26 protein-coding genes are annotated in these 26,005 nt (G+C 51.0%); 23 read left to right on the plus strand and 3 right to left on the minus strand.

The features are described 5' to 3' along the window. Positions 1-26 precede the first annotated feature (26 nt). From EHV15_RS10860 to EHV15_RS10925, 14 genes are all read left to right on the plus strand, one after another. Entirely contained in the window at positions 27-1,484 is a 1,458-nt protein-coding gene (locus tag EHV15_RS10860; RefSeq protein ID WP_128631208.1) for a glycoside hydrolase family 1 protein, read from the plus strand. After that, entirely contained in the window at positions 1,456-2,283 is an 828-nt protein-coding gene (licT, locus tag EHV15_RS10865; RefSeq protein ID WP_128631209.1) for a BglG family transcription antiterminator LicT, read from the plus strand. The genes EHV15_RS10860 and licT overlap by 29 nt, the downstream gene beginning before the upstream one ends. Before the next feature lie 771 nt (positions 2,284-3,054). Next, positions 3,055-4,212 carry an ABC transporter substrate-binding protein gene (locus EHV15_RS10870; RefSeq protein ID WP_128631210.1) on the plus strand — a complete coding sequence of 386 codons (1,158 nt, stop codon included), beginning with the start codon at positions 3,055-3,057 and terminating at the stop codon, positions 4,210-4,212. Between the two features lie 111 nt (positions 4,213-4,323). Next, positions 4,324-5,244, plus strand: a complete 921-nt coding sequence (locus EHV15_RS10875; RefSeq protein WP_124333411.1) for an ABC transporter permease — start codon at positions 4,324-4,326, stop codon at positions 5,242-5,244. Then, positions 5,244-6,053, plus strand: coding sequence for an ABC transporter permease (locus tag EHV15_RS10880; RefSeq protein WP_128631211.1), 810 nt, complete (start codon positions 5,244-5,246; stop codon positions 6,051-6,053). Before EHV15_RS10875 ends, EHV15_RS10880 begins: the two co-directional genes overlap by 1 nt. Then, the gene (locus EHV15_RS10885; RefSeq protein WP_128631212.1) at positions 6,050-7,099 is read left to right on the plus strand and encodes an ABC transporter ATP-binding protein; all 1,050 of its coding nucleotides are present in this window, start codon (positions 6,050-6,052) and stop codon (positions 7,097-7,099) included. The genes EHV15_RS10880 and EHV15_RS10885 overlap by 4 nt, the downstream gene beginning before the upstream one ends. 4 nt (positions 7,100-7,103) lie before the next feature. Next, complete coding sequence (locus EHV15_RS10890) at positions 7,104-7,889, plus strand: DeoR/GlpR family DNA-binding transcription regulator (RefSeq protein ID WP_124333408.1); 786 nt, start codon at positions 7,104-7,106, stop codon at positions 7,887-7,889. A 14-nt stretch (positions 7,890-7,903) separates the two neighbouring features. Beyond that, a complete protein-coding gene (locus EHV15_RS10895; protein WP_128631213.1) occupies positions 7,904-8,725 on the plus strand; it encodes an alkaline phosphatase family protein in 822 nt (273 codons plus the stop codon). Positions 8,726-8,743: 18 nt separating this feature from the next. After that, positions 8,744-9,763, plus strand: coding sequence for a PHP domain-containing protein (locus EHV15_RS10900; RefSeq protein WP_128631214.1), 1,020 nt, complete (start codon positions 8,744-8,746; stop codon positions 9,761-9,763). Between the two features lie 487 nt (positions 9,764-10,250). Continuing rightward, positions 10,251-11,252 carry a VanZ family protein gene (locus tag EHV15_RS10905; RefSeq protein ID WP_128631215.1) on the plus strand — a complete coding sequence of 334 codons (1,002 nt, stop codon included), beginning with the start codon at positions 10,251-10,253 and terminating at the stop codon, positions 11,250-11,252. Between the two features lie 519 nt (positions 11,253-11,771). After that, the gene (locus tag EHV15_RS10910; RefSeq protein ID WP_128631216.1) at positions 11,772-12,407 is read left to right on the plus strand and encodes a PspA/IM30 family protein; all 636 of its coding nucleotides are present in this window, start codon (positions 11,772-11,774) and stop codon (positions 12,405-12,407) included. Then, positions 12,394-13,425 (plus strand): TFIIB-type zinc ribbon-containing protein, encoded by a 1,032-nt coding sequence (locus tag EHV15_RS10915; protein ID WP_128631217.1) that lies wholly within the window; start codon positions 12,394-12,396, stop codon positions 13,423-13,425. Before EHV15_RS10910 ends, EHV15_RS10915 begins: the two co-directional genes overlap by 14 nt. Further along, positions 13,422-14,213: a TPM domain-containing protein gene (locus tag EHV15_RS10920; protein WP_128631218.1), complete on the plus strand. Its 792-nt coding sequence runs from the start codon at positions 13,422-13,424 to the stop codon at positions 14,211-14,213. Before EHV15_RS10915 ends, EHV15_RS10920 begins: the two co-directional genes overlap by 4 nt. 21 nt (positions 14,214-14,234) lie before the next feature. Further along, positions 14,235-15,338 (plus strand): SPFH domain-containing protein, encoded by a 1,104-nt coding sequence (locus tag EHV15_RS10925; RefSeq protein WP_128631219.1) that lies wholly within the window; start codon positions 14,235-14,237, stop codon positions 15,336-15,338. 356 nt (positions 15,339-15,694) lie between these two features. Here EHV15_RS10925 and EHV15_RS10930 read toward each other — a convergent pair whose 3' ends face one another. After that, entirely contained in the window at positions 15,695-16,603 is a 909-nt protein-coding gene (locus EHV15_RS10930) for an EamA family transporter (protein ID WP_128631220.1), read from the minus strand. A 206-nt stretch (positions 16,604-16,809) separates the two neighbouring features. Between EHV15_RS10930 and EHV15_RS10935 the strand changes: the two genes are divergently transcribed. The 3 genes from EHV15_RS10935 (at position 16,810) to EHV15_RS10945 (ending at position 18,243) form a co-directional block, all read left to right on the plus strand. After that, positions 16,810-17,211, plus strand: a complete 402-nt coding sequence (locus tag EHV15_RS10935; RefSeq protein ID WP_128631221.1) for a DUF5360 family protein — start codon at positions 16,810-16,812, stop codon at positions 17,209-17,211. 14 nt (positions 17,212-17,225) lie between these two features. Beyond that, complete coding sequence (locus EHV15_RS10940; protein ID WP_128631222.1) at positions 17,226-17,795, plus strand: TetR/AcrR family transcriptional regulator; 570 nt, start codon at positions 17,226-17,228, stop codon at positions 17,793-17,795. A gap of 259 nt (positions 17,796-18,054) precedes the next feature. Next, a complete protein-coding gene (locus EHV15_RS10945) occupies positions 18,055-18,243 on the plus strand; it encodes a hypothetical protein (protein ID WP_128631223.1) in 189 nt (62 codons plus the stop codon). Positions 18,244-18,245: 2 nt separating this feature from the next. On the opposite strand, the gene EHV15_RS10950 is transcribed toward EHV15_RS10945, so the two are convergent. Together EHV15_RS10950 and EHV15_RS10955 are read right to left on the minus strand one after the other, a co-directional pair. Next, on the minus strand, positions 18,246-19,082 hold the full coding sequence (locus EHV15_RS10950; RefSeq protein ID WP_128631224.1) for a WYL domain-containing protein: 837 nt from the start codon (positions 19,080-19,082) through the stop codon (positions 18,246-18,248). Next, positions 19,069-20,382, minus strand: coding sequence for a helix-turn-helix transcriptional regulator (locus EHV15_RS10955; RefSeq protein ID WP_128631225.1), 1,314 nt, complete (start codon positions 20,380-20,382; stop codon positions 19,069-19,071). Before EHV15_RS10955 ends, EHV15_RS10950 begins: the two co-directional genes overlap by 14 nt. Positions 20,383-20,600: 218 nt before the next feature. On the opposite strand from EHV15_RS10955, the gene EHV15_RS10960 reads away from it, so the two are divergent. Genes EHV15_RS10960 through EHV15_RS10985 form a run of 6 tightly spaced genes read left to right on the plus strand, consistent with a single transcriptional unit; the run spans position 20,601 to position 25,989 of the window. Continuing rightward, positions 20,601-21,824, plus strand: coding sequence for a radical SAM/SPASM domain-containing protein (locus tag EHV15_RS10960; protein WP_128631226.1), 1,224 nt, complete (start codon positions 20,601-20,603; stop codon positions 21,822-21,824). Positions 21,825-21,848: 24 nt separating this feature from the next. Next, positions 21,849-22,898 (plus strand): radical SAM/SPASM domain-containing protein, encoded by a 1,050-nt coding sequence (locus EHV15_RS10965; RefSeq protein ID WP_178075817.1) that lies wholly within the window; start codon positions 21,849-21,851, stop codon positions 22,896-22,898. After that, complete coding sequence (locus EHV15_RS10970; protein WP_178075818.1) at positions 22,895-23,761, plus strand: radical SAM protein; 867 nt, start codon at positions 22,895-22,897, stop codon at positions 23,759-23,761. The genes EHV15_RS10965 and EHV15_RS10970 overlap by 4 nt, the downstream gene beginning before the upstream one ends. After that, complete coding sequence (locus EHV15_RS10975) at positions 23,742-24,452, plus strand: dTMP kinase (RefSeq protein WP_128631229.1); 711 nt, start codon at positions 23,742-23,744, stop codon at positions 24,450-24,452. The genes EHV15_RS10970 and EHV15_RS10975 overlap by 20 nt, the downstream gene beginning before the upstream one ends. Further along, the gene (locus EHV15_RS10980) at positions 24,449-25,357 is read left to right on the plus strand and encodes a radical SAM protein (protein ID WP_128631230.1); all 909 of its coding nucleotides are present in this window, start codon (positions 24,449-24,451) and stop codon (positions 25,355-25,357) included. The genes EHV15_RS10975 and EHV15_RS10980 overlap by 4 nt, the downstream gene beginning before the upstream one ends. Further along, entirely contained in the window at positions 25,354-25,989 is a 636-nt protein-coding gene (locus EHV15_RS10985; protein WP_128631231.1) for a class I SAM-dependent methyltransferase, read from the plus strand. The genes EHV15_RS10980 and EHV15_RS10985 overlap by 4 nt, the downstream gene beginning before the upstream one ends. Positions 25,990-26,005 lie beyond the last annotated feature (16 nt).

The following is a 26,005-nucleotide window of genomic DNA, read 5'->3' on the forward strand; positions in this document are numbered from 1 at the left end:
ATTTAAACTGAAACGGAGGAAAATATATGATCTCGACAACATCGTTTCCGGAACATTTTCTGTGGGGCGGCGCTATCGCTGCCAATCAGGCCGAAGGCGCCTGGAATGAGGATGGGAGAGGGCCTTCGATCAACGATGCGTTAAGGCATGGGATCGTCAACGGCGTGTTGAATGAGGCAATTGATCCGAATGCCTATTATCCGAGCCATGAGGCCATCGACTTCTATCATCGCTACAAGGAGGATGTGGCTCTGTTCGCGGAAATGGGCTTCAAGTGCCTGCGCACTTCGATTGCCTGGTCGCGGATTTTCCCCAACGGGGATGAACAGCAGCCTAACGAAGCGGGCCTGCAATTCTACGACAACCTGTTCGATGAACTGCTCAAGCATGGCATCGAGCCGGTCATTACGATTTCCCACTTTGAGACTCCGCTGCATCTGGTGCGGGAATACGGCGGCTGGACGAACCGGAAGCTCGTGGCTTTTTTTACGCGGTATTGCGAAGTCATCTTCAAGCGCTACAAAAGCAAGGTCAAGTATTGGATGGGCTTCAACGAAATCAATCATATGCATACGATTCCGCTGGCGGCGGGGGGGATCGAGCTGCGCAACCCGGAGCGGAAGCTGCAGGATATTTATCAGGCGAGCCACCATCTGTTCGTAGCCAGCGCCGCCGCCACCAAGCTGCTGCGCGAGATCATCCCCGGCGCCCGCATGGGCTGCATGCTCTCCTTGAGCATCATCTATCCGAACTCCTGTCATCCGGATGATGTGTTCGAGACTTATGAGCTGAGACGCCGCTCGCTTTTCTACTCGGACGTGCTGCTGCACGGGGAATATCCACGATATGCGGAGCGGATTTTCAGAGAGCATGGCATTGAGCTCGCCATCGAACCGGGCGATTTGGAGCTGATTAGGGCCTATCCGGCCGACTATATCGGATTCAGCTACTACCGCAGCACGACCCATAAGGCGGGGATGCCTATCCTGGGCAACACCGGCGGGATTATGGGCCTGGACAACCCCTATCTCACCAAAACCTCGTGGGGCTGGCCCATTGATCCCAAGGGGCTGCGGTATGTGTGCAATGAAATCTACGACCGCTACCGGAAGCCGATTTTCATCGTGGAGAACGGGTTCGGGGACAAGGATGAAATCGGTGCGGACGGCACGATCGCCGATGACAGCCGCATGCAATATTTGAATCAGCATCTGCTCGAACTCCATCAGGCAATCCAGGACGGATGCGAGATCATGGGCTACACCTGGTGGGGGCCGATCGATATCGTCAGCGCGGGCACCGGCGAAATGAACAAGCGGTACGGCTTCATCCATGTGGATAAAGACAATGAAGGCCGGGGCACATTACGGAGAATGAAGAAGAAGAGCTTTGACTGGTATCGGCAAATCATTGCTACGAACGGAGAAATCCTCCTAAAGGCAAAGGATGATTCGGATGCGAATAGAGCGAGTACTGAACAATAATGTGATCATCGTCGTGAACGAAAATCGCAAGGAATCGGTCATTATGGGGAAGGGAATCGCCTTCCAGAAGAAGGCCGGAGACCAGGTCGACAAGGACAAGATCGAAAAGATGTTCACTTTGGACAACAAGGGATTGTCCGAGAAGCTCCAGACCCTACTGGCCGAGATTCCGATGGAGCATATGGAAGCATCCGAGAAGATCATCCAATATGCCAAGCTGCACCTGGGCAAAATCCTGCATGACAGCATTTATGTTACGCTTACGGACCACATCAGTTTTGCCATCAAGCGCGCCTTCAAGGGCATGGACATTAAAAATCCGCTCTTGTGGGAGGTCAAGCATTTTTATAAGGAAGAGTTCGAGGTCGGACTTGAGGCGCTGAAAATGTTGCGCCAGGATCTCGGCGTCGTGCTCCCCGAGGATGAAGCGGCGCAGATCGCCCTTCATCTGGTGAATGCCGAGCTTAATGAGAACATGGGCAATATGGTCGATATCACCAAGGTGATGCATGATGTTCTGTCTATTGTCCGCAAGCATTTCGGCATCGAATACGACGAGGAGTCATTGGCTTATTTCCGCTTCATTACGCATCTGAAATTTTTTGCCCAGCGGCTGATCAACGGGACCGACATCACCAGTACGGACAACGCCCTGTTTGGGATGGTCAAGGAACAGTACAGGGAAGCCTTCGCCTGCGTGGAGCGAATCAAGGTCTACATCCGCAAAACCTATCATCGCGAGCTGACGAATGAAGAGATGCTGTATTTGACCATTCATATCGAGCGGGTTGTAAGCTAGGATCAGAAAGTCTAAAAGGACCGTCAGGGTGATCTTCCCTGGCGGTTTTTCTAATTTATAGTAGAGGGCGATGCGCAGGTAAAGAGGGGAGGAGAAGAGGACCTGGAGGGGGCTAAGGGACACCAGAGCCGTTATTTGAGGAAAAATGGAGGTTTGCAAAATGTAACGGACACAGACGACCTTATTTACCTCAAATCGGCCTGGATGAACGGGTTTAGAGCGAAATTAGGGTCGCCTGTGTCCGTTAGGCTGGGAAATACCCGGGAAATGGGCGGATAAGGTCGCTGGTGTCCGTTAGAGTAGGGTCCAAAGTTTAGGAAGAGCCTCCAATCGCTCCATAGTAGAAGTCAGAGCCATTAAAGAACACGGTCATGCGTTTTTCTTGAACTTCTCCGATTCTGCTCTGTCTGGGGGGTGCGCCGTTGAATAGTTGTAAAAGATACAGTTACTCATCGGAAAACGGGGTGAGACGCTTTTTAAATGTAAATCATGCAATTAAATCTGCCCTATTCATAGGGCTGGTGCAAATGCTGGGGTGTAGTTGCATGAAATGCAATTAAACGTGTTAACCCGCTGTTTTGTTGAAATCTAGTTGTACGTTTTGCAACTATTCATTCGTCAGTACCCATTTCCGCCATGTCTACGATTTTAATAAACTTAAACAACTCTTTTAATCCAGCGCAAACAGTCCCTACCTATACTCTAATTGGGTTGAAACCAACAGAAATACATATTAAACCCACAATAATCCACAGGGAGTGCGAAGAAAACATGAAATCATGGTTAAAGAAGCGACTGGCGTTTGGCCTTGTTCTGTCCTTGTTTGTTTTGATGCTTGCAGCTTGTGGAGCCGGCGGCGGTAAAGAGGGAAGCTCAAACACAAGCGGAAATGCCGCCGCCAATGCAGGTGCCAATGCTGGCGCCGGAGCTCCGGCCGAGGAAATCTCATTGGCTGATCTGGAGAAGAAGGCGAAGGAAGAAGGCTCCGTCGTCAGCGTCGGTATGCCGGATTCATGGGCGAACTGGAAAGACACGTGGGCGGACCTGCTAACCAAGTATTCACTGCAGCATACGGACACGGACATGTCGAGCGCCGATGAAATCAACAAATTCGAGGCCGAGAAGGACAAGCCGACCGCGGATATCGGTGACGTGGGCATCGCCTTTGGGCCGGTAGCAGTGGATAAAGGGGTAACTCAACCCTACAAAACCTCGTATTGGGATGAGATTCCGGATTGGGCCAAGGATAAGGACGGGCACTGGGTCGTAGGCTATACGGGATCGATCGCGATCTTCACCAACACGGATTTGGTGAAGCAGGCGCCGCAAAGCTGGGAAGATCTGAAGAACGGCGACTATAAAATCATCGTTGGCGACGTCACGAAAGCGGCGCAAGCGCAAATGGCCGTGTTGGCGGCCGCAATGGCTTACGGCGGCGATGAAACGAACATCGAGCCGGGGATCGCTTATTTTGAAGATCTGGCCAAAAAGGGACGCCTGTCCAATGCCGAGGCTTCGCTGGCCAACATCGAGAAGGGCGAAGTGCAAGTGACCCTGTTCTGGGACTTCAACGCGCTGAACTATAGAGATCAACTGGGCGGCGTGGATAAGTTCAACGTCGCCATTCCCAAGGAAGGCAGCGTCGTCAGCGGTTACGCCACGATCATCAACAAATACGCGCCGCATCCGAATGCCGCCAAACTGGCACGCGAGTATATTTTGAGCGATGAAGGTCAAATCAACCTGGCAAAAGGGTACGCCAGACCGATCCGCGAAAGCGTTCAGCTGCCCGAGGATGTGGCGGCCAAGCTGCTGCCTGCCGAAGCCTATGCCAACGTTAAGCCGGTCAGCGATTACAAGGCTTGGGAAGAAACGGCGAAGCAGCTTCCTCAGCTGTGGCAGGAGCGCGTGCTTGTGCACATGAACTAATCCGAGTTCAAACGATTGAAGTCCTAGGTGGAGCGCCATCGTCCTGTACGAATGGCGCCCCTTATAGAATTTGTATGTTTGTGGGGTTATTCAAGTAGGGGAGGGAGAGGCGTGAAGCGTAAAAATCGCTGGTTTTTGCTCGGACTGGTTCCTTTTGCCGTGATGATCGCCCTGTTCCAACTGGTCCCCATCCTGTCGATGCTGACGGGAAGCATTAGCCAAGGGGACGGCTCAGGTATTACGTTCGATTATTATGCCAGAATTCTGCAAAGCGATTATTATCTCAAAGCGATCAAGAACAGTCTGCTGATTTCGGTGTTTTCCAGCGTGATCGGGGTTGCCGTGGGGCTGATTTGCGCTTATTCCGTGACGCGATTCGCGCCCAAGATGCGGGATCGTTTGATCATGTTATCCAATATGACCTCGAATTTTGCCGGCGTTCCGCTGGCCTTCGCTTATATTATTTTGCTGGGCAGCAACGGGGTATTTACCTTGCTCTTTAAGCAGTGGGGCTGGAGCGTGTTCGACGGTTTTAATTTATACAGCTGGTCGGGACTTGTGCTGGTTTATGTTTATTTTCAGGTTCCCCTTGCTTTATTGCTGCTGTACCCTTCCTTTTACGGGATTCGCGAGCAGTGGAAGGAGGCGGCGGCGCTCCTCGGCGCCAGTACGTGGCAGTTTTGGCGGACGATCGGCATCCCGGTGCTTATGCCGGCTGTATTCGGGACGCTGGGGATTTTGTTCGCCAACAGCATGGGGGCGTACGCGACGGCTTATGCCCTGGTCGGAAGCAATTTCAATTTGCTCGCCGTGCGGATCGGCAACCTGGTCTCGGGCGACGTAGTGAACGAACCGCAGCTGGGTAATGCGCTCGCGGTGATTATGGCGTTATCGACTCTGCTGGCGGTCTTTTTGAATCATAAGATGACCCAGCGCTCAAACCGGTTTCAATCCGGCTTCGTTACGCCAAAAGCCCGCAGCTCGCGGAAATGGCCCAAGCTGAAATCCTCGGCCTTGAAGGAGGAATTGTGATGGAGTCGCCAAGCAGGAAAGCCGGCTGGGGACATCGTTCGCTTATGCTGTTGCTGATGGTCTATTTGCTCCTTCCTTTGCTGGCCACGCTGATTTATGCGTTCGCCAAGGAATGGCAGGCCACTATCCTGCCGGAGAGCTGGACGCTGGAATGGTTCGGCGAGATGTTTCAGGATACACGATTTCTGGATGCGCTGTGGAAATCTTTCTATTTATGCCTGATCAGCGTGGCGCTCTGCCTTGCGGTTATGCTGCCGGCCGTGTTTATCATCACCGTATATTTGCCGCGGCTGGAAAGCTTCATGAAAGGGATCGTCGTACTCCCTTATGCCGTGCCCGGCGTCGTCGCCGCCGTAGGACTGATTCGCGCCTACTCTTCCGGACCGCTTAACATTTCAGGCACCGCCTATATTCTGATCGGCGCGTATTTCATCGTCATTTTGCCGTATATGTATCAAGGCATCCGCAACAGCCTGCTGACCGTTTCGGCGGTGGAGCTGCTGAATGCCGCGGAGATGCTGGGCGCCAGCCGGATCAAGGCTTTTGTCGGCGTAATTTTGCCGAATATCTGGCCCGGGGTGATGACCTCGACTTTATTGTCCTTCTCTGTCCTGTTTGGCGAATTCGTCGTAACGAACATGCTGGTGGGGGGACATATTCAGACCATTCAGGTGTATCTGGCCCGCAGGATGAATGAAAGCGGGCATTTGGCCAGCGCGATCGCGATTTCCTACTTTCTGTTTATTCTGGCGCTGTCCATGGTTCTGATGAAGCTCGGCAACAAAGTGAACAGGGGGATCTCGGAATGAAACCTTATTTGAAGCTGGCAGGCATCCGCAAGCAATTCGGAGATATGACGGTGCTGAACCAGGTGAATTTGGATATCCGCGAGGGGGAGCTTGTCACCCTGCTGGGGCCTTCCGGCTGTGGAAAAAGCACGCTGCTGCGCTGCATTGCGGGTCTGACGGAGCTAAGTGACGGGCAGATTTGGCTAGACGATAAGGATATTGTCAACTTGCCCCCGTGCAGCCGGGAGATCGGCATGGTGTTTCAATCTTATGCCCTGTTTCCCAACATGACGGTTAGTGAAAATATTGGATACGGGATGAAAATGCGGGGAGCCTCCAAGGATGCCAGACGCCAAAGAGCCGAGGAATTGCTGGAGCTCATCGATATGACAGACAAACGGGATGCGTATCCCCAGCATCTGTCGGGAGGGCAGCAGCAGCGCGTGGCGCTCGCCCGTTCCCTGGCCGTGCAGCCCAAGGTTCTGCTCTTGGATGAACCGCTGAGCGCACTCGACGCAAAAATCCGCAAAAACCTGCGCACCGAAATCCGCGAGATCCAGAAAAAATTCAACATAACCACGATCTTTGTGACCCATGATCAGGAAGAGGCCTTAACCCTATCCGATCGGGTATGTTTGATGAATAAAGGAAGCATCGTGCAGCAGGGTACGCCGGAGGAACTGTATTCTACGCCGAAAACGGAGTTTGTCGCCCGGTTCATGGGCAGCTACAATGTGCTGTCCCGCGCCGAGGCACTGCGGCTGTTCGGGACCGTCGAGAGTGAGGCGGAGAGCTTCGCTATCCGGCCGGAATCGCTGGTCCTGGCAAGCAAGGATCGGGGGGACGTGGACGAACAAGCAGATGCGGGCAAACAGGTCGTGGAGGGGACCGTTCATTCGGCGTCTATTTTGGGCAACGTGATCCGTTATGCCATCGATGCCGCAGGCATCAGGCTGACGGTCGACGCGCTGAATGACGGCCGTTCTCCGCGGCTCGGCGACAATAGCCCGGTAAACCTGGCTTTGGACCATTCGCAGCTGCTGCAGCTTGAGAAGGAAGGGGCTTAAGGATTTGTCGATTTCATCCGAGGAACGCAAACGCGTGATCATGGAGCAATTGAAGCAAGAGGGTCAGGTGAAGGTGCCGGAATTATCGCAGTTGTTTACCGTTTCGGAGGAAACCGTTCGCCGTGATCTGATTTTATTGGAAAAAGAAGGTCTGGCCAAAAGAGTCTACGGCGGCGCGTTGCTCCCCAAACTGACGAGCTTCGAGCCCCCTTATCTGCAGCGCCAGAAGGTGAAGGCGGAGGAAAAAGAACGGATCGGCCGCGCAGCCGCCGAGTTGATCGAATCCGGCGACACGATCGCGATCGACATCGGCACGACGACGCTGGAGCTGGCCAAAGCCATTGCCGGGCGGGAACGGTTGACGATTCTGACGAACTCGCTGGCCGTGGCCTATCATTTAATGGAGTCGCTCACTAGCGGGAGGTTTTCCGGAAAAATTTTCGTAATCGGCGGGGAATTGAATCCGGAGCAGCAGTCGATGTCGGGAACGATCGGCGAAAGCGTCATGTCGCAATTCCGGGTCGACAAGGCTTTTATCTCTATCGGGGGGATTTCCTTGGAACGGGGCATCAGTGATTACGATATCAACGAAACGGGGATGTCACGGCGAATGATCGAGGCGGCTTACCGGACGATTGTATTGGCCGATGAATCCAAGCTGGATAAAGAAGCTTTTGTGGAGATTGCCCCGCTGGACAAAGTTCACGCGATCGTTAGCGACGCGGCTGTGCCGAAGGAATGGGTGCAGACGCTCCGGAGCAATCATATCCAGTGGATCGAAGCAAAATGAAGGGGGAGAACAGAATGAACGGCACGGAAGCTAAGCTCGTTGTCGTTGTTTTGGACGGATTAAGATATGATGCCGCCCGCAAGTATTTGGGGTACATAGAGCATTTGGTGGAGCAGGGGGAGGCCGCCTGTTATCAGGTTCAATCGCAGCTGCCCAGCCTGTCGCGCCCGCTCTATGAAGTGTTGCTGACCGGCACGACAGCCGCGAAAAACGGCATCACGGCCAATCATATCGCCCGGCTAAGCCATGAGCGGAGCGTGTTTCAGCTCGCTGTGGGGGCGGGCTTAAGGACGGCTGCTGCTGCGTATCATTGGGTTAGCGAGTTGTATAACAGCGCTCCGTTCAATCCTGTTACGGACCGTCATCAGCATGATGAGAGCAAACCGGTCCAACACGGTATTTTTTATTACGAGGATCACTATCCGGACAGCCATCTGTTTAGCGATGCCGAGCATTTGCGTTTGGCGCATGATCCGCATTTTTTATATATCCACTCGATGAACATCGACGATATGGGCCACAAGCACGGCGGGGAAAGCAAGCAATATGAAGGCGCCGTGCGTGCGGTTGACGGGATGCTGGCCACGTTGGTTCCGCTATGGAAATCGCAGGGATATCAGGTCATCGTCACATCGGACCATGGGATGAATGCGATGGGACAGCATGGGGGAACGGAGCCGGAGGAACGGAATGTCCCGCTTTATGTTTTTGGCGAGCTGCCGATCCCTGCTTCCATGCTTGATGACGCGCGGGGGTTATCGCAGCTGCTACTGGCCCCGTTAATGTGCCATTATTTAGGGATTAAGCCTTCCGAGGCCATGGTGAAATGGGATTAGACAAGGGGGATATGGCGGATGAAGGTTGATTTGCATTTTCATTTGGAGGAAGGCCCGTATTCGTTACGCTGGTTATCGCGCACTTTGCAAGGGTTGTCTTCGACGGAACCGAAGCCGGATCGGGCGCTGGGCCATCATGCGCTTCCGTATGCGGAGGAAATGGCGCAGCTGTTGTCTCGCAGAATGCGGCAGGGATGCTACAGTGAGGAATGGCTGGACCGCTATTTAACCACGGGGCGTGAGCGGGGCATTCAAGAGTTTGGAGTCGTGGATCATTTATACCGTTTTCGGGAATGCCGGCCCTACTATGAAAAACACATGCTGCTGGATGACAGCCCTGTCGGAAAGCTGCAGCGTACGTGGCTTGATCAGGTTTGCGTCGCGTCGCTTGCGGACTTCGTGGACTTTGTCACGGAAGCGAAGAAAACAAGGCCGGATCTGGCGCTTGGCATTGAGGCGGATTTCTTCCCCGGCGGCGAAGCGGAGCTTGGCGCGTTGCTGGCGAACTATGATTGGGACTACGTCATCGGATCCGTGCATTTCCTGGAAGGCTGGGGCTTTGACAATCCCGAGGCAAAGGCTGGATTTGACGGGAGAGAACCCGTGCAAACCTACGCGGCCTATTATGAATTGTTAAAACAAGCCTGTGAGTCGGGTTTATTCCATATTATCGCCCACCCGGACAACCTGAAGGTCTTCGGCTTCCGCCCGGCCAACGAGAAGGAACTGCTGCCGTATTACCGGCAAATTGCCGAGATCATGGTGCAGAGCGGGGTCATTACCGAAATTAATACCGGCCTGGCTTACCGGTATCCCATTGCGGAAAGCTGCCCCAGCCCCTTGTTTCTGTCCGTGTTGGCCGAATATCAGGTTCCGCTGACGTTATCCTCGGACGCCCACTTTCCGGACGACATTGGAACGTTACTGGATAGCGCTTTGGCCGACGCGGTAGAGCTGGGGTATACCGAGCTGGCGGTGTTTAGAAAAGGGAAGCGGCGGATGATGCCGATTTTCGAGAAAGACGCAAGGATGGAGTAATTGAGAGGGAGCAGTATTACGTTTTAAATGGTTTTATGATGTCCGGGAGGCTTTCGGCCTTCCGGGCTTTTTTTTGAGATACTAAAATTTATAAATTTTCCGGCGGGGTAGAGGATGATGTGCAGGTAGAAAGGGGGAGGAGACGAGGAACCTGGAGGCTAAGGGACACCAGAGGCGTTATCTGCGGAAAAACGGAGGTTTGTAAAATGTAACGGACACAGACGACCTTATTTACCTCAAATCGGCCTGGATGAACTGGTTTTGAGCCAAATAGAGTCGTGTGGGTCCGTTAGACTGGGAAATACCCGGGAAATGGGCGGATAAGATCGCTGGAGTCCGTTAGAGCGGCGTCTATAGATATTGGAAAGAGCCGAAGTACTCGGTGCTTCGGCTCATGAAAGAAGCGGAAAATGAACAAGTGTAACTGATTGGCCCAAGTAAACGTTTTTTTTGCTAGTAAATGAATTTCCGAAAGGTGTGATGGCGCATGGAGTCCCAAGGGGAGAAAAAACTGCATGCTGAACTGGGTGAAACGGGGAGTGCAGGCAGGATCCTGCTTGGCGTATTCTATTTGATGTTTACGGTTTACACCGTGTTCATGCTCAAAATCATATTGTTCAAAACCATCCCTTTGTCGGCGATGCTTCGGGGCAATTTTTTACCATTTAGAAGCTTGAATGTGATTCCTTTTCGAACGATTATGGAATATTTCACGAGTGACGCCATTGAATTCGACAGGGTGCTCGCGAATATCGGCGGAAACATCGCCATTTTTATTCCGTTGGGGATGTTCGCGGCTTTTATGGCAGGGCGGAAACCTTTGCGGCTTCAGCTCCTCTGGCTGCTGGCTATCTCTTTTTCGTTGGAAGTCATTCAGTATATCCTGGCTTTGGGCAGCAGCGATATCGATGATATTTTGCTTAATGTGACAGGAGGGATCATCGGTATAGGTCTTGTTGTGCAACTGCGTAAGATGACACGCTCCGGAAACGCGCTGCTGAGGGCTATGGCAGGCGCTTATTTGCTTATGGGAATTTGCGGATTCGCGGCCGTCGCTTGGGTTGATCCGGGGTTATTGCCGTTTACCGATTCGGAGGTTGAGTACGTTGATGAGAATGCGGAAATCCTGGCGGGATGGGATGAGGCTAAGGCAGATCTGTTCGGGAAACTGGCGGGCGTGGGAACGGAAGGGATCACGGTAAGCCCGAACTCTAAGGTTATGCTCACGGCTGCGCCGGCGGAAGCGGAAAAGGAAGAAGAAGTGGAAGTGGGGGATGCCCATATTCAAGTGGATGCCTCGACGAAAATTTTCATCAGACATATTCGCTCCGATGGAAATCAGGTCATTAACCGGTATGAAGAAGAGAAATGGCCGGAGTTGAAAGCGACTTTGGGGAAATCCGGGGATACCGATCCTGCGATCAAAGTATGGCTCTCAGACAAGGAGGAGGCGCGGGCAGAGGCGCTGCTTATTAATTTCATAGAATAGTACCAAGCGTGGGGCCAAGAGAGAATAGGTGCTAAACGAATTGCATAAAACGAGCTCTCATGGGCTGATTAGATCGATCCTTTGCATATTCCTCTCAGTTTTGTATGAAAAAACGCCAGCGAGACTGAATCAAGTGCAAAAGTGCAGTTGAAGTAGGCTGAATTCGGGCTATGAGAGCGATGAGATGCAAATGTGCATTTGAAAATGGAGGTTAGCAGCGAATTTGATCAAAATGGCGAAAATAGCCTGCACTTTTGCATTTGAACCGCCCGTTTCGGGGGATTTCGACGAAATTCACCTGTACTTTTGCAGTTCGTTGGATTTGGCATATCCCCTGTTCGTTAGTCGGCGATTTAATACTTTAACAGAACGCTGCTTCCCGGCGCAAATCAGGACAAATCCCGCGAGGGAGGCGTCTTTTTTTGTTTTGGACATTTTTTCCCGTTGGCCACTTTGAAACCAATGGCCCGCTTTTCATGTATTATAGTACATATAGATCGATCGAGGGAGGAACAGGGTATGGGAATCTTGTCGAGGTTTCGGGATGTGATGAGAGTGAATATCGGCGGTTTGCTGGAACGGGCGGAGGACCCGGAGAAAACGATTGATGAATACATGCGCCAAATGCATCGCGATTTGGGCCAGGTGAAGGCGGAGACGGCCGCGGTGCAGACGGAAGAAAGCCGGGCGAAACGGGCGTTTGACGAATGCGCCGGGGAGGTCCGGAAGCTGCAGCGGTATGCGGAGAAGGCCGTGGAGTCGGGAGACGAGGAGCGGGCGCTTAAGTTCCTGGAGCAAAAAGCGCAGCAGGCGGAACGGCTCGGCGAATTACAAGCCGCTTATGAGCAATCCGCCGCCAACGCCGCCCAAATGAAGCAGATGCAGGATAAGCTGGCCGCCGATCTAAGCGAGCTGGAAACGCGGCGCACCACGCTAAAAACCAAGCTCGCGGAAGCGGGGCGGCTGCAACAGACCCATGCGAGTGCGTCCGCCGGCGGGGTGGAAGCCGCATTCCGTGCGGCGGAAGAGCAGGTCGACCGCGCCTTGAATGAAGCGGAGGCTCTTGCCGAGCTGCGGGACGGCGCGCGGAAAGACGATCTGGATGAACTTATCGCGCAATTGGAGAAAGGTAAAGACGCCAATGCCGGTGATTGAATACAAATGTCCGAACTGCGGCAGCGGCATGATGTTTGATAGCGAGACGGGTACGCTGGCCTGTCCGAGCTGCGGCAGAAAGGACGAGATCGAGCAAATCCCCGATCCGCTGAAGCAGCAGGTGTTCACGGAAGATGAGGTGAGGGAGTACCACTGCGAAAGCTGCGGCGCCGTCATCGTCACCGAGCCGGAGACCAGCGCGACGACCTGCAGCTTCTGCGGCTCCGCCGTGGTGCTGAGCGATCGCCTGACGGGCAAACTGGCTCCGGCGCAGGTGATCCCTTTTACGATCAGCAAGGAAGAAGCGATGGCCGCATTTAAGAAATGGTGCGGAAAAGGACTGCTCACGCCGAGAGGCTTCATGACCGCGGACCGCATCCAGGGTATTACGGGGATCTACGTGCCGTTCTGGCTGTATGATTTACATAACCGGATCGAGGTCCAAGGCCACGGGACGAAGGTGAGAAGCTACACGCGCGGCGAATATCAATATACGGAAACGGACCATTTCGAGATTTACCGGAAAATCCGCCTTGATTATGTCCGGCTGCCGATCGACGCTTCGGCGAAAATGAACGATGAGCTGATGGATAAGCTGGAGCCTTTTCCTTACGAACAGCTCAAAGCCTTCAAGACGCCTTATCTTGCCGGATACATTGCCGAAAAATACAGCTACACCGATGCGGAGCTCACCCCCCGTGCCCAAGAGAAAACGCGGCCTTATATCGACTCTTATATATCTTCAACGGTTTCCGGGTATGCCACGGTAAGCTATACGGACAAACAAATCGATACGACGGTAAAACGGGCGGATTACGTGCTGCTGCCGGTCTGGATGGTGTATTACGACTATAACCGGAAGCAGTACACTTTCGCTATGAACGGCCAGACAGGCAAGGTGGTCGGCAAGCCGCCGATCAGCAAAGCAAAGGTGGCGGCGTGGTTTGCCGGGATTTTCGGAATCTCCTTCCTGTCGTTAAAAATCGTGGCATGGATGATGGGAGGCGGATTCCTATGAAAAAGCGCTTTTGGCTTATAACGGTCTGCTTGCTGACCGCCTTCTGCCTCATGGTGCCTGCACCGGCCATAAGGGCCGCAGCGGCAGCGGAGCCTAAAACTTTAATTTATGACGATGCCCATCTGCTGAGCCAAGCCGATTACGATGAGCTGAACACCATGGCCATCGAATACGGGGCCGAACGCGAGACCGATATTATGATCATCACGACCGATAATCCGGAAAATGAGGACGTCGTCAAAATGACCGAGGATTTTTACGACGAACAGGCACCGGGTTACGATAAGCCTTTCGGCAATGCCGTTATCCTAACGCTGGACATGCGAAATCGCGACATTTATTTGGCGGGATTTTATAAAGCCGAGCAATACCTCGATGATGCGAGGTTGGATAAGATTAGGAACAAAATCACGCCCGATATGACGGAAGGCGATTATCGCCGGGCTTTCGAGAAGTATATAAAAACGGCAAACCGGTATATGGGATACGAACCTGGCGTCAACCCGGACAATATTTTGTTCAACCTCTGGTTCCAACTGGGCGGAGCGTTGGCGATCGGCGGCATTGCCGTCGGCATCATGGCTTACCGCTCCGGCGGCCGGGTGACGGTGAGTGGCAGAACCTATGAGGACGCCGGAACTTCAGGCGTTCTGCAGCGGCAGGACCGGTTCATCCGCACGACGGTCACGAAACGGAAAATCCAGAAGAGCAGCAGTTCAAGCGGCGGAGGTGGAGGCGGACGGACTGGCGGCGGGCATTCGCACAGCGGCAGCCGGGGATCATTTTAACGAAAGGGATGAGGGACAACGATGGGATTCTTTAGAAACCAATTTGCGAACGTAGTGGAATGGGAAGAGTTCAGAGACGACATGATTTTCTGGAAGTGGAGCAACCGCGAGATCAAAAAAGGAAGCAAACTGATCATCCGCTCCGGCCAGGACGCTATTTTCATCAACAACGGCAAGATCGAAGGGATCTTTAAGGATGAAGGGGAATTTAATATCGAATCGGATATCGTTCCTTTTTTGTCGACGTTAAAAGGGTTTAAGTTCGGCTTCAACAGCGGCATGCGGGTCGAGGTGCTTTTCGTCAACACGAAGGAATTCACCGTGAAATGGGGAACGCAAAATCCGGTTCTCATCCCGACGCCTCAGCTGCCGGGCGGCATGCCGATTCGCGCCAACGGCACGTTCAACTTCAAGGTAAATGACTACGTGACGCTGATCGACAAGATTGCCGGGATCAAGCCAAGCTATCTTGTGGACGATGTGAAGCTGCGGATTACGTCCGTGCTGGACCAACTGCTGATGAAGTGGATTAGCCGGGAAGGCAAGGATATGTTTAATCTGCAGGCCAACGCCGCGGACATCGCGAGGGGCATCCGCGAGGATCTCGATATGCAGGTGATGGACGACGGGTTTACAATTACAGGCTTTCAAGTGATGAGCTTCAATTATCCAAAAGAAATCCAGGATATGATCACCAAAACGGCGTCGCATGAAATGATCGGGAATCTCTCCAAATACCAGCAGGTCAGCATGACGGACGGCATCGCTTCCGGCAAAGTGCAGGGCGGCGGGGCCGCTGCGGATATGGCGAGCATGATGATGGGGATGAACATGGCGAACGAAATGCTGAAAAATATGAACCAAAATCAGAACCAAAATCAAGCGGGGAATCCGAGTCCGAAGCAGGCAGCCGAGCAACATGCGGAATCATCGGCGCCGTCTGCGGCCGGGAAGAGTTCGGAATCGGCGGCTCCATCCGCCCCATCCGAGGCTCCATCTGCACCATCTGCGCCGCCCGCCCCATCCGCGCCGGAAGGCGCCAAACGCCCCAACTTCTGCCCAAACTGCGGCACGAAAAACGAAGGCGCGAACTTTTGTCCGAACTGCGGGCAGAAGCTGGCTTGATATAGGTTTTGGCGCTGGAGACGGGCGTTGCTGCTATAACCTGCCTGCCTCCGCGCCGTCACCGGCTTGGCGCCATGCGCGCCAGGCCTTTTTTGTGTGTGGTCCGCTGGAAATAGCGGAAAAAAAGGTCGTTATCCTTGCCGCATCAAGCGATCCAGCTGAAATAGAGACATTTTATGGCGTTATTGTCCTGCGAAGGCGGCAAAAGGGCCGGTTTCCTGGGCGATCCCGGGGAATAGCGACATAAATGTCCGTTATTCTCGGGCAAAGCGCCGAAACAGCAAAATAGCGGTAAAAATTACCGCTAAGGCCCTTACCCCTAAGGCTCTTTCCGCTAAGGTCTGACCGCACCCTTTTTACAGCTCATCCGCCAACCCCAACAGCGCGATTCCGATCATCACCAGGACGATCACCCCGTACTGCAGCCTGCCAAGCCGCTCCTTGAGGAAAATCCGCGACAGAATCACGGAAAAAATACTGTAGGAAGCGATCAGCGGCGCTGAGATGATGGCGTTGCCGGACATGGCGAACACGTAGAAGAACTGTCCGGTCGTTTCGAAGATGGCGGCATACCCTTTGACGCGCTCGCGGAAAAGGTTAAACCGCTGCTTTTTGACAAAAACAAGATAAGCATAGGCGATCACGGCGCAAATAAAAAAGGTAAACTCATAGGCGAGCAGGGCGGCGTCTTCACCGATCAGCTTGAGCTCGTCCAGATAAATCCCGTCGGCAAAGGTGCCGAGCCCGTCGAGGATACAGTAAAGGATCGGGAACGTAATCGCCATTACGCCGATTTGGTATTTGACGTCGACCTTCGTGAAGCTGGACCGTAGAGCTTGGCGTTCCGCTCTTTTTTCCAGCACGGCCAGGCCAACCACACCGCAGGTAATGATCGCCACCCCCATCACTTCAAAGACGCCGAGGTCATGGGGAAAAAACAGGTACAGCAAAATGGCCGTGATGGCGCCGGAAGAGTTTTGCACAGGCGAGGAAATCGACAGCTCAATGTATCTAAGGCCAAAATAGCCGATCGCCATCGACAGGATATACAGCGCAGACACCGGTAAATACCGGATCATGTCGGCGGGATCGAAGTGCAGCCCTTTGATCAGCAGGTAAGCCGTGCCGTGAATCCCCATCACCAGGCCAACCATAATGACGATTTTAATATGGCTGAACCGGTCATGGCTGTCGCTGCCTTTTTTATAAAACAGGTCCGCACCGCCCCAGGCGAACGCAGTAAGTAATGCAAACATAAACCACATAGCGAAATCCCCTTTCATATAACCCTATGATTATAAAGGCTGGGCCACCAGACATGTCAATGACAAAGCCAACTTCCCCCCATTCGGCTTAAAACAGATCAAAACCGGGTTGAACAGGAAGGGAGAAATCATGTACTATGGAAACCAAGGAAAACAAAATAGTTTATATATTTTCCGTCATTCTTGAGTTTGAAGGGGTGCGTGGGGTGAAGAAATCACTGAAAGTACTTATGCTGATCACGGATATTGGCTTTCTTTTATATTGGATGATCACTTTCCTTGGGCTGCTGCCTAAAGAGATGCTGTACAAGGACTACACCAACGAAATCGCGGTGGCGTGGAATATGTCTTTTATCCCTTTGGATATCCTGATCTCCGTGACGGGGTTGACCAGCATTTTATTGTATCGGCGGGGGGAGCGGTTGTGGGCCCCGTTTTGTATCGTTTCGTTAAGCCTGACCTTTTGTTCGGGGCTGCAGGCGATCGCGTTTTGGGCGATTCGCGGGGACTTTGACATCGGGTGGTGGATTCCTAATTTGTTCCTTCTGTTATATCCGCTGTTTTATTTGCCGGGGCTGATGAAAAGCGAGAAGCCGTCATTATTCTAAGGAGGGAGCCTATCATGAAAGAAAGAATCATCCAGGCTGCGGAACAAGAAATTTTGCAGCGGGGATTTAAATTTACGATTCGGGACCTGGCGGCCGGTTTGGGCGTGAGCACGAAAACCCTTTATCAATATTTCGAATCCAAAGAACGGATCATTGAGCATATCGTCGAACGGGCGGTCGCTGAAATGAAAGAAGCGGAAGCCGCTATCATGGCCGACGGGACTTTGAATACGTTGCAGAAGCTTCGAAAAGCATTGGTCGTCCTGCCGCAGCGGTTCCTTTTCACCGATATCAGAATTCTTCAAGAGCTTAGGAAAAGATACCCCGAGCAGTGGAGGGAAATCGACAAGTACGTGACGACGAGTTGGGACCACATTCGATCGCTCGTCAAAGCGGGAATGACAGAGGGAGTTTTGCGTCCGTTCGATATCGAAATCTTTATTCAGATCTACATCGGGGCTTTGTACCGCTTAATGGACGATCCAACGGACAGAAACACCGAACTCCCTCTGGAAAAAGCGTTGGTGCAGATGGTGGATCTTTTGCTGCGGGGGATTGTTTCGCCCGATCCGCAGGTTGATTAACGCGGACTGTACGAATCTTTATAGAGTCCGGCCCGTAGTACGGTTATAGTGGATATTAATCTGTTGCTCAACAATCATATGAAGGAGGTTTCGCGGGTGAGTGGAAAAATCATAAGCATCAGCTTCCGCTAATGCATGACTTTGTATATACGGAACCTATCATTTGAGAATATATTTTGCCGAGGCTTTATGATAAAGTATGGGTAACAGAATTGTTCTATCGTGAAAGCGCTGCCTAAACCGGGGAGGAGAGTGTTGCATGAGAGGATACAACTTATGGAGGCCGATCTTTTTGATTCTGATCGCGCTGCTGACGAACAGCCTTGTGACCAACCTTTGCATGTTGCTGGGGATGACCAAGGATTGGGCGAGCAACGTCGGCTTCCTCGCTATGATGATTGCGGCCATAATTACATATACGCGGTTTACGAAAAATCGGCGGAAGTAGTTTTAAGAAGACAACTCTCCCGGAATATCTTCCGCCGTGTCGAGGGCGCCATATCTCTCCAACGCCTTGGTGGAGGCCTCCAGCATTCTGCGCTTTAAATAATCGCCTTCGATGACCCGGACGCGCTTCCCGAGGAAGCGGATTTTGGAGAGCAGGTATTCGGCTTCATCGCCCAAAAAGCATACCCGTATGCGGTACGTCCCGTGGCCTTCGTCATAGTCGACGGTCTTCTCGAAACACGAGAAGGCGTAGAGGATGCGGGACAGCTCCATATGATACTCCCGGCCGACTTCGATCAACGCTTCCGTCTTCCGCGCCTCCAGCGTCCGCTTGATTCCGGCGCGCGCCCGTTCCAAAGCGGAAGGCGCGGCCGGTTCGGCCGCGACGGCGACGATTTTCGCCAACCGGGTGCTCATCAGCGCACGATGCCGCAGGTTGTACCAGAGCAAATACCATTCGCGTTTAACCATGGAATACTCCAATTTGTAAGCCACCCCGGAATGGTCTTCGTGAACCCGGCCTCCTTTTACTTTATAAGTGATGCGAATTCCGCTTCCGTCCGCGATACAGCGGCGTAAAGGGCGCAGCAGCGGGTGATACACCTGCTTCTCCACGCTTTTGGCCTTTTCGGTCAGGTGGCCGGAGGTGTCCATAGCCGGGTCTTTTTCCAGGAACATGAGCAATTTGTCCCTGGTTTCCGCCGTAAAAGCTTCGGCCGCCGCGGGATGTTCCAGCATCTTTTTCAGCCAGGCCCGCTCGTGTGCGGTGATCATAAACGTGCCGGCATCGTCCAGCCGGGAGATGATCTGATAGTTGAAAATTTTCTCAAACGGGTTCATAGTACGCCTGGATCTCCTTCCATTCGGCAATCATTTCCCGGCGAAAATAACGGGGCTCCAGCACCTCGCAGCTCGATCCGAAGCTCCGCAGCCAAGGCTTAATTTCGGTCGTTCCGTTCACCGTGATTTCGTAGATGAAGGCTTCCTCGTCCTCGGACACAATCCGCCCCCATTGTCCCTGCAGCAGCACGCGTTCTTTGACAAAATTCGGTTCGGCCGGCTCCGGGTTAAAGAACTTTGCCCGCACGGTCACCGGGGCGCCCGTATCGATCAGCCAGCTGTATTTCATTTTCTCCTCCAGCTCGGCCGTCTTCTCTTCGAATAAAACCTCAGCCACAACCGCATCCGTTTCCTCAATTTGCGTCATGCCCTCCATACGGTATTTGCGGATGCCTTCTCTGCCGTTTCCCAGTAGATACCAGCGCCCATACTGATGGTCGTAAACAACCTTTAAAGGGAGCGTTTGCTCGGCCTTGCCCGCCGTTTCCCGTTCGAACAAAGGATTTGTATTTTGCGAGGCGTAGCTCTTGTCGGCTTTAGGCGAAAAATACAGAAACCGCACTTTCCGGCGGTGCCGGATGGCGTCCAGCAGCGTGAACAAATGCGCCTCGTCCAGAATCCGCGAATAATAATGATACTTATATAAAAAAGGCTCGATCGCCTGCGGCTCGGCCTGCCCTCGCAGCAAATGCTTCTTCAATCCGTCACGAAGCAGGTAGCCTTGAACGGAGGGAACCTGCGTGCTTGCCATCACGTCGACGAAATCGTACAGATCGTACAGTTCCTCCTCCGACAGTTCCCGTACCAAGTCGTTGTCCATCCGGTACCGGTAGGGGCGGGAGGCGGATTCCTTCTTGATGACGCCAACTTCCTCCAAATATTTCAGGTCCGATCGGATCGTCTTCTCGTCGGGGAGCGAAGCGTTCGCCGGGAGACTGCCGCAGCAGATGTTCATCAATTCCATCGCCGTCAGCGCCTGCTCGTTCAGCGCGGCTAGAAGCAGCGAAATCCGTTGCGATTCGGACTCTTTCAGCGACTTGGCGCGGAACAGAAAAAGCAGCATCGGATCGGTCGACTCGTAATAATTGAAGCGGATCGCCTCCGCCAGCTCCTTCCCCTGCTCCTCCGGCAAATGCTGATGCATGGTGCTGACGATCTCCTTCAGCCGGCGAATCGTCTTGTCGAACGTATGCACGGAGATGCCGAGACGCTTCGCAAACTGCTGCCTGCTGTAAGCGCCGCTGGCTAGCACAAGCATGCGCAGAAACTGGATTTCCTTATCAAAGCTTTCCTTAGCCATAGCTGTTCCATCCACCCGTTTCCTCAAAGTTGCTATTTCCTAATTGTAACAGGGGATGGGTATTTGGTGAACAGGTGGTTTGATGTAATAGTAAGGTTAGAATTTTTTAGGAAACTTTTCTATTATATTTACTTTTTGTGATTTTGTTTACATCTTTAAACGCCAATATTCCCTAAATTAAAATATATCATAAATTCCAAAAAAAGGAAGTGTGCTGTGTGTCCGATCTATTGGTGAGAGTCAATCCTTTAGAGCATTATAAAAGTAATGTAGGACCTATTGAAAAAGAATATTTACCGGAATGTGAAGTAGAAATTGAGAATATCGGTTGGACTTTGGGGAATGAATGCCCTTATCGTTGCAAACATTGTTACTCGATGTCCGCTCGCAGAAAAGGCAGGGATTTAACAACTGAAATTATTGATCGGGTAGTAGAGCAAGTGTCCAGCCTGAGAGTCCGAACGATTAATTTAGGCGGTAATGAGCCGCTGTTTACCAATGGGCCCGATCCCCGAAAGACCCTTCTTCCCTATATCATTCGTAAACTGGTGGAGTCGGGAATTGACGTTGGTTTAACTACTTCTGGCATTACCGCTATGTATCTGGCCAAACATCATAAGGAAGAGTTTCTGCTATTGAACGATGTCGACATTAGTATTGACTCACCTTATCCGGAAGAGCATAACCAAAATAGAGGAACGGATATTTTTCGGGATGTTTTGGAAGCGCTTCAACTATGCCGTGACCACCATAAAGAATTTACCCTTGTAATGTGCGCTATGAACTGGAATTTCACGGAGGATAGAATCAGAGCTTTAGTGGAATTATGTACAATCTATGGATGTAACGTGAGGATAAATCCGATAAAGCCTGTCGAAACAAGACACATGAAAACCGCTTTAACCGCAGAACAATACTACACCGGATTTTCACTGCTTATGGAATTATGTGAGAGTCTGGATTTAACCGAACCTACGCTGGCAGCAGCAAGCAACTACACCTCATCCAAAAGATGCCCTTGCGGCCGCAAATCCTTTCGAATTCATTCCATTACACCGGATGGTAAAATCCCGATTTCACCATGTGTATATTTGCATGATTTCAAAGTAGGAAATTTATTGGAAGATGACCTGAGCGAATTGATTCTGTCTCCCCAATTTCAATCGTTTCGCAGAAGGAACCGGAATCCGGAAGCCATTGAGGGGTGCAGCGATTGCGAGATCAATAAGATATGTGGAGGAGGGTGTGCGTCTAGGTCGTATCTTTATCATCTTCATACTACAGGGGAGCGTTCATTATTTGTCAAAGATCCTTTCTGTCCCAAAGAGCAGGCAAAAGATCATCAATTCCCTCAAAATCCAGTAATCCATCCGTTGAATTTGGTTCATAGGGATTATCTTTGCACTTGGATCGGAAAGCCCAAAGCATTACTTCCATCATAACCATGGAAATGGAGTATGATCAAAATGGCCTTAAGAGAACTGTGCATCCATTTGACCAGAAACTGTAATCAAAAATGCCGGCATTGCTATTATCATGCCGCACCTGGACAAAACACCCATATGACTTTGCCCTTAGCCCAACAAATCATTAAGGAAGCCTCGGAAAGCGGGGTGAAGAGAGTTACCCTGCAAGGCGGGGAGACGTTCTTGTATCCTTATATCCGTGAAATCTGTGAATACTCCAAATCTCTTGGATTAATTGTTGCCGTACCGACGAATGGACAATTTATATCCAACAAAAACATACATTGGATACAGGAAAGTGTGGATATTGTTTTTTTTAGCATACATGGATTAGCAGATTATCATGATGCATTTGTCGAGTTGGAAGGAGCGTTCAATCGCGCCGTAAAGTCGGTCGAAATCAGTGTGGAGCATGGAATCCAAACGGGAATTCTAAGCTCCGTCTCTACGGAAAATATGCATCAGATTGGCGGTTTGGCCACACTGTTCGATCAAATGGGCGTTGATATTTTGGGGCTGTTGTATCATAGCGAAGCCGGCAGAGGCACCGAGATAAAATCGGTGGATCCGTTGGAGTGGGAACGTTTTATGACCCGAATGAAGAAGGTTCAACCGAATTTAAATCACATGAGAATCCGATTTGAAACGACACGGAAACTTGCAGATGATGTTCTGCGGCCGTCCTCCAAATTTTGCGGTTGTTTGAGCCTCGAAAAAAACATTTGTTTTGTGGATACGGAAGGATTTATTTATCCATGTTCTTTGGCGATGGATTTCCCGGATTTTTGCTACGGACATATTACGGATAGACGGTTATCCGATTATTTCTCCAGTATGAGCTGGGAATGGGCCCGTCAAAAAGTAGAATTACCCGAAGCGTGTACGGCCTGCACCCACCTTAGTATTTGTAATGGCGGATGTATGGTTAAAAGGTATGCCCGTCAAGCGGTGGATTGCCAACAGGGAAAATATATACCAGTTTGTGTGCTTTATCCCGATATCGATGTTTATGAGGAAATATCAATCAAGCAAAGGGAGCAACAATTGTGAAAAAAGTTCGGGTAAACATCACCAGAAAGTGCAATATCAAGTGTGCTTATTGTTACTTGAAACCATCCAACCATATGATGGATACGGAGACTTTTAGCAATATACTTACCAGAACAAAACCGGATAGAGTCACCCTTTCCGGTGGCGAACCATTCTTGCATCCTTTGCTTTTTGATTTCATGGAAATGGCTGTTCGCTCCGAAGCTTCCGTTAATGTTGTTTCCAATGGAACCTTAATCAAGCGGAACTTGAGCCGGTTAAGCAATTTAAGAACCAGTTTGCTTCGTTCGGATCAGAGCATCACCTTTAGCATCTCACTGGATGGAACAACAAAATGCGAAATGGCTTCGATCGCTCAACTGGTCAATCTGGGATACAAGTTGCAAGTATATGTCTATCCGTTTGATACCGATGTTGCGAGTATCATGCAGCAGATCAATAATCTGCCTAAAGTGGACTCCATTCAAATCCTGTTTCCCGTTTCTTTAGGGCGGAATGCGGAGAGCAGGATTTTCAAAAAACATTGGCTGGATTTTGTCGATAGCTTCCAGGAGGCATGCGGTCGGCTGAATAGCAGAGTATATCTGCAATATGGATTTTCCGATGGGGAAGCCCCTGAAGCATGCGGACAAGGAGGCTTTTACGACTGTGACGGGACGGAATACAATTGCTGCCTGTTAGCTGAAGTCATCAGTAACGGCTATCGTCTCCCATATCCAGTTTGCCGCGTTCACGAAGGGCAGGGCTGTCTTGCTCTTCTTACCGTACACGGCGAGGATTATCGCCTGGCAGAGGATCCTTTGGCGCCTTGTCCAATTTATACCGTAAAGGAGGTTTTGTCTCATGATGGGAAAAGTCATTAGCATCAGCGGACTCGACGGTGCCGGAAAGAGTACGCAGTTGGAGCTTCTGAAAAAAAAATTAAGCCAGATGGGGATAAACTGCATCGGGCTGCAATTCGAAGCGGAAGACTATGGGGAACGAGCAAAGCAAAAAATAACCGAGTTAAAAAAATACGATGTGATTTTTACCAGGCTGTGCATAGATTGGAAAAACAGATTTCCGCTAATGCATGACTTTGTATATACGGAAGCGATTCAAAATAGCGAAAACGCAATGGCAGTTACTTCTGTATTTGCCGGAGGGTGTCTTCAGGTTTACCACGAGTGCCTGAAACCTCTTTTATCGGAGGGAATCCATCTGGTGGTGGACAGGTACTGGTATGACGATATCGTATATAGAGGTTTTTGGGTTGAGGAAGCCACTGTTCGTCTGCTGTACAGTTCGATTCCGGCGCCCGATTTGGCTATATTTTTGCACACGCCTCCAAGTATGAGCTATGAAAGAAATCAACAGCGTGTCGATGGGAAGAGTCCCTTAATGAGGGACATCCAAAACGTTCAAATCATTTCCGAGAAGTTCCATGAGCTTGCCCGGAAGGAGAACATGTATATTGTGGATGGAGCTCAAGAAATGGAGGAAAAGCATAACATAATTTTCAATAAAGTCTTCCCTCTCTTGTATGACGATTTGAAAGGAACAGGCAGCCTATGAAACCGGCCATTTTCATTGAATTAACCCGGCGTTGTACTTACTCCTGTTACTATTGTGGTGCTTGGCGGCATGAAGGATCCAAACGGCAAGAGTTGCCAGCTGGCTGGTATGGTGCATTATTTCGCGTTCTCGCGGATATTCAACCTTCGCGGGTGAATTTTACTGGAGGAGAGCCTACCTTGCGGGAAGATATTTGCGAGATCGTAGGTGATGCCGTAAGCAAAGTAGGAGATTCCATTCATTTAACGACCAACGGCTCACTAATCACTAAGCGCTTGCCTCTATGGGAGCTTCCCATTTCATTAATTAAAGTCAACATAAATACAATCGACTCCAATCTATTCAGGCGGATTACGGGAACCGATTACTTAAGCCGCGTACTGGAGGGAATCGGCTATCTTCAAACGAAGGGGGCCGCTATCCGCCTTCATTCGGTAGTAACGCAGGATACTTTGCCGCACGCCGAGTCACTTATTCAATTTTGCGATCGGAATCTGCTCCAGCTTAAACTGTTCGAAATTGATACGGATCTTTCCTCGTGCAATAAACAACGGGTAGATATCGCGCCTATAAAGGAATACCTAGACCAAACGTCCCCCTTCAAGGAGACGTTAGAGAGTCCGGGAATGCCGATCCTGGTGTACCACCGTCATGAAGGGAATGAGATTCATCTGGTTGGTGCAGGCCAGCAGAAGTACAATCGCGAATTGTGCAATGAATGCCCCAAATTCCCGTGTCATTATGGCCTGTATAGTTTGTCTATTGATCCTGAGGGATATGCTTACCCATGTCTGATAGAGCCTGAACGGATGAGAACGCGATTGCCCGTTGAAGATTTTGCAAAAACCAAGGAGATATTGGTTTCCTTATCCGATTTAATCGATGAAAGTGTGGTCATATCATGAGCTGGACGGATATATACAATCAAAACCTCTGGATCGACAGCGGGGACACGTCGGAGCTAAACGAAATTTTGCCCCTAATACGGAAGCCGCAGGAGCATATAATCGATATAGGGTGTTCCTTTGGCAGAATTTCCATTGCTTTGGCCAAGCTGGGTTTTAAGGTCACTGCTATCGATGTGGCGGATAAGCCTCTACAAAGCATTAAGAACAATTATGGACATTTAACTAATTTAACGACTTGCTTAATAAATTCCAGTGAGTTGCCTTTTGCCGATCAGACTACAGACGGTTGTGTGGCCATTAATTCGATTTATCATGGACGATTCAAAGATGTAATAGAAATGGTGAACGAAATGTATCGGGTTTTGCGCAAAGAGGGCTGGGTATTTGCTACATTTCTGTCGACGGAGGATTGGAAATTTGGAGTAGGAGAGGAAATTGAGAAGCAAGTATTTGTATCCGATATCGGAGCAGATCCGGGAATACCGCATTGGTTCGCGGAAAGAAAGGATCTGGAGGCCCTTTTCAAAGGCTTTGATATGGTAAGTTTGGGATTGAAAAAAGAAACGGTGAGCTTCCCCGCAGGTCCGGTTATTTCAGCGCATTGGAAATGCATAGCAAGAAAACGTTGACTATGTGTTTGACTAT

It is taken from the genome of Paenibacillus oralis (assembly GCF_003863965.1).
GTDB classification, from domain to species: domain Bacteria; phylum Bacillota; class Bacilli; order Paenibacillales; family Paenibacillaceae; genus Fontibacillus; species Fontibacillus oralis.

What these genes read in the sequence shown, in the direction of transcription:
- EHV15_RS10965 (WP_178075817.1), top strand. Translation starts at nt 21,849, where the DNA reads ATGGCCTTAAGAGAACTGTGCATCCATTTGACCAGAAACTGTAATCAA.
- EHV15_RS10955 (WP_128631225.1), bottom strand. Translation starts at nt 20,382, where the DNA reads ATGGCTAAGGAAAGCTTTGATAAGGAAATCCAGTTTCTGCGCATGCTT.
- EHV15_RS10940 (WP_128631222.1), top strand. Translation starts at nt 17,226, where the DNA reads ATGAAAGAAAGAATCATCCAGGCTGCGGAACAAGAAATTTTGCAGCGG.
- EHV15_RS10880 (WP_128631211.1), top strand. Translation starts at nt 5,244, where the DNA reads ATGGAGTCGCCAAGCAGGAAAGCCGGCTGGGGACATCGTTCGCTTATG.
- EHV15_RS10920 (WP_128631218.1), top strand. Translation starts at nt 13,422, where the DNA reads ATGAAAAAGCGCTTTTGGCTTATAACGGTCTGCTTGCTGACCGCCTTC.
- EHV15_RS10895 (WP_128631213.1), top strand. Translation starts at nt 7,904, where the DNA reads ATGAACGGCACGGAAGCTAAGCTCGTTGTCGTTGTTTTGGACGGATTA.
- EHV15_RS10980 (WP_128631230.1), top strand. Translation starts at nt 24,449, where the DNA reads ATGAAACCGGCCATTTTCATTGAATTAACCCGGCGTTGTACTTACTCC.
- EHV15_RS10950 (WP_128631224.1), bottom strand. Translation starts at nt 19,082, where the DNA reads ATGAACCCGTTTGAGAAAATTTTCAACTATCAGATCATCTCCCGGCTG.
- EHV15_RS10985 (WP_128631231.1), top strand. Translation starts at nt 25,354, where the DNA reads ATGAGCTGGACGGATATATACAATCAAAACCTCTGGATCGACAGCGGG.
- EHV15_RS10925 (WP_128631219.1), top strand. Translation starts at nt 14,235, where the DNA reads ATGGGATTCTTTAGAAACCAATTTGCGAACGTAGTGGAATGGGAAGAG.
- EHV15_RS10975 (WP_128631229.1), top strand. Translation starts at nt 23,742, where the DNA reads ATGATGGGAAAAGTCATTAGCATCAGCGGACTCGACGGTGCCGGAAAG.
- EHV15_RS10905 (WP_128631215.1), top strand. Translation starts at nt 10,251, where the DNA reads ATGGAGTCCCAAGGGGAGAAAAAACTGCATGCTGAACTGGGTGAAACG.
- licT (WP_128631209.1), top strand. Translation starts at nt 1,456, where the DNA reads ATGCGAATAGAGCGAGTACTGAACAATAATGTGATCATCGTCGTGAAC.
- EHV15_RS10930 (WP_128631220.1), bottom strand. Translation starts at nt 16,603, where the DNA reads ATGTGGTTTATGTTTGCATTACTTACTGCGTTCGCCTGGGGCGGTGCG.
- EHV15_RS10885 (WP_128631212.1), top strand. Translation starts at nt 6,050, where the DNA reads ATGAAACCTTATTTGAAGCTGGCAGGCATCCGCAAGCAATTCGGAGAT.
- EHV15_RS10900 (WP_128631214.1), top strand. Translation starts at nt 8,744, where the DNA reads ATGAAGGTTGATTTGCATTTTCATTTGGAGGAAGGCCCGTATTCGTTA.
- EHV15_RS10915 (WP_128631217.1), top strand. Translation starts at nt 12,394, where the DNA reads ATGCCGGTGATTGAATACAAATGTCCGAACTGCGGCAGCGGCATGATG.
- EHV15_RS10945 (WP_128631223.1), top strand. Translation starts at nt 18,055, where the DNA reads ATGAGAGGATACAACTTATGGAGGCCGATCTTTTTGATTCTGATCGCG.
- EHV15_RS10910 (WP_128631216.1), top strand. Translation starts at nt 11,772, where the DNA reads ATGGGAATCTTGTCGAGGTTTCGGGATGTGATGAGAGTGAATATCGGC.
- EHV15_RS10870 (WP_128631210.1), top strand. Translation starts at nt 3,055, where the DNA reads ATGAAATCATGGTTAAAGAAGCGACTGGCGTTTGGCCTTGTTCTGTCC.
- EHV15_RS10860 (WP_128631208.1), top strand. Translation starts at nt 27, where the DNA reads ATGATCTCGACAACATCGTTTCCGGAACATTTTCTGTGGGGCGGCGCT.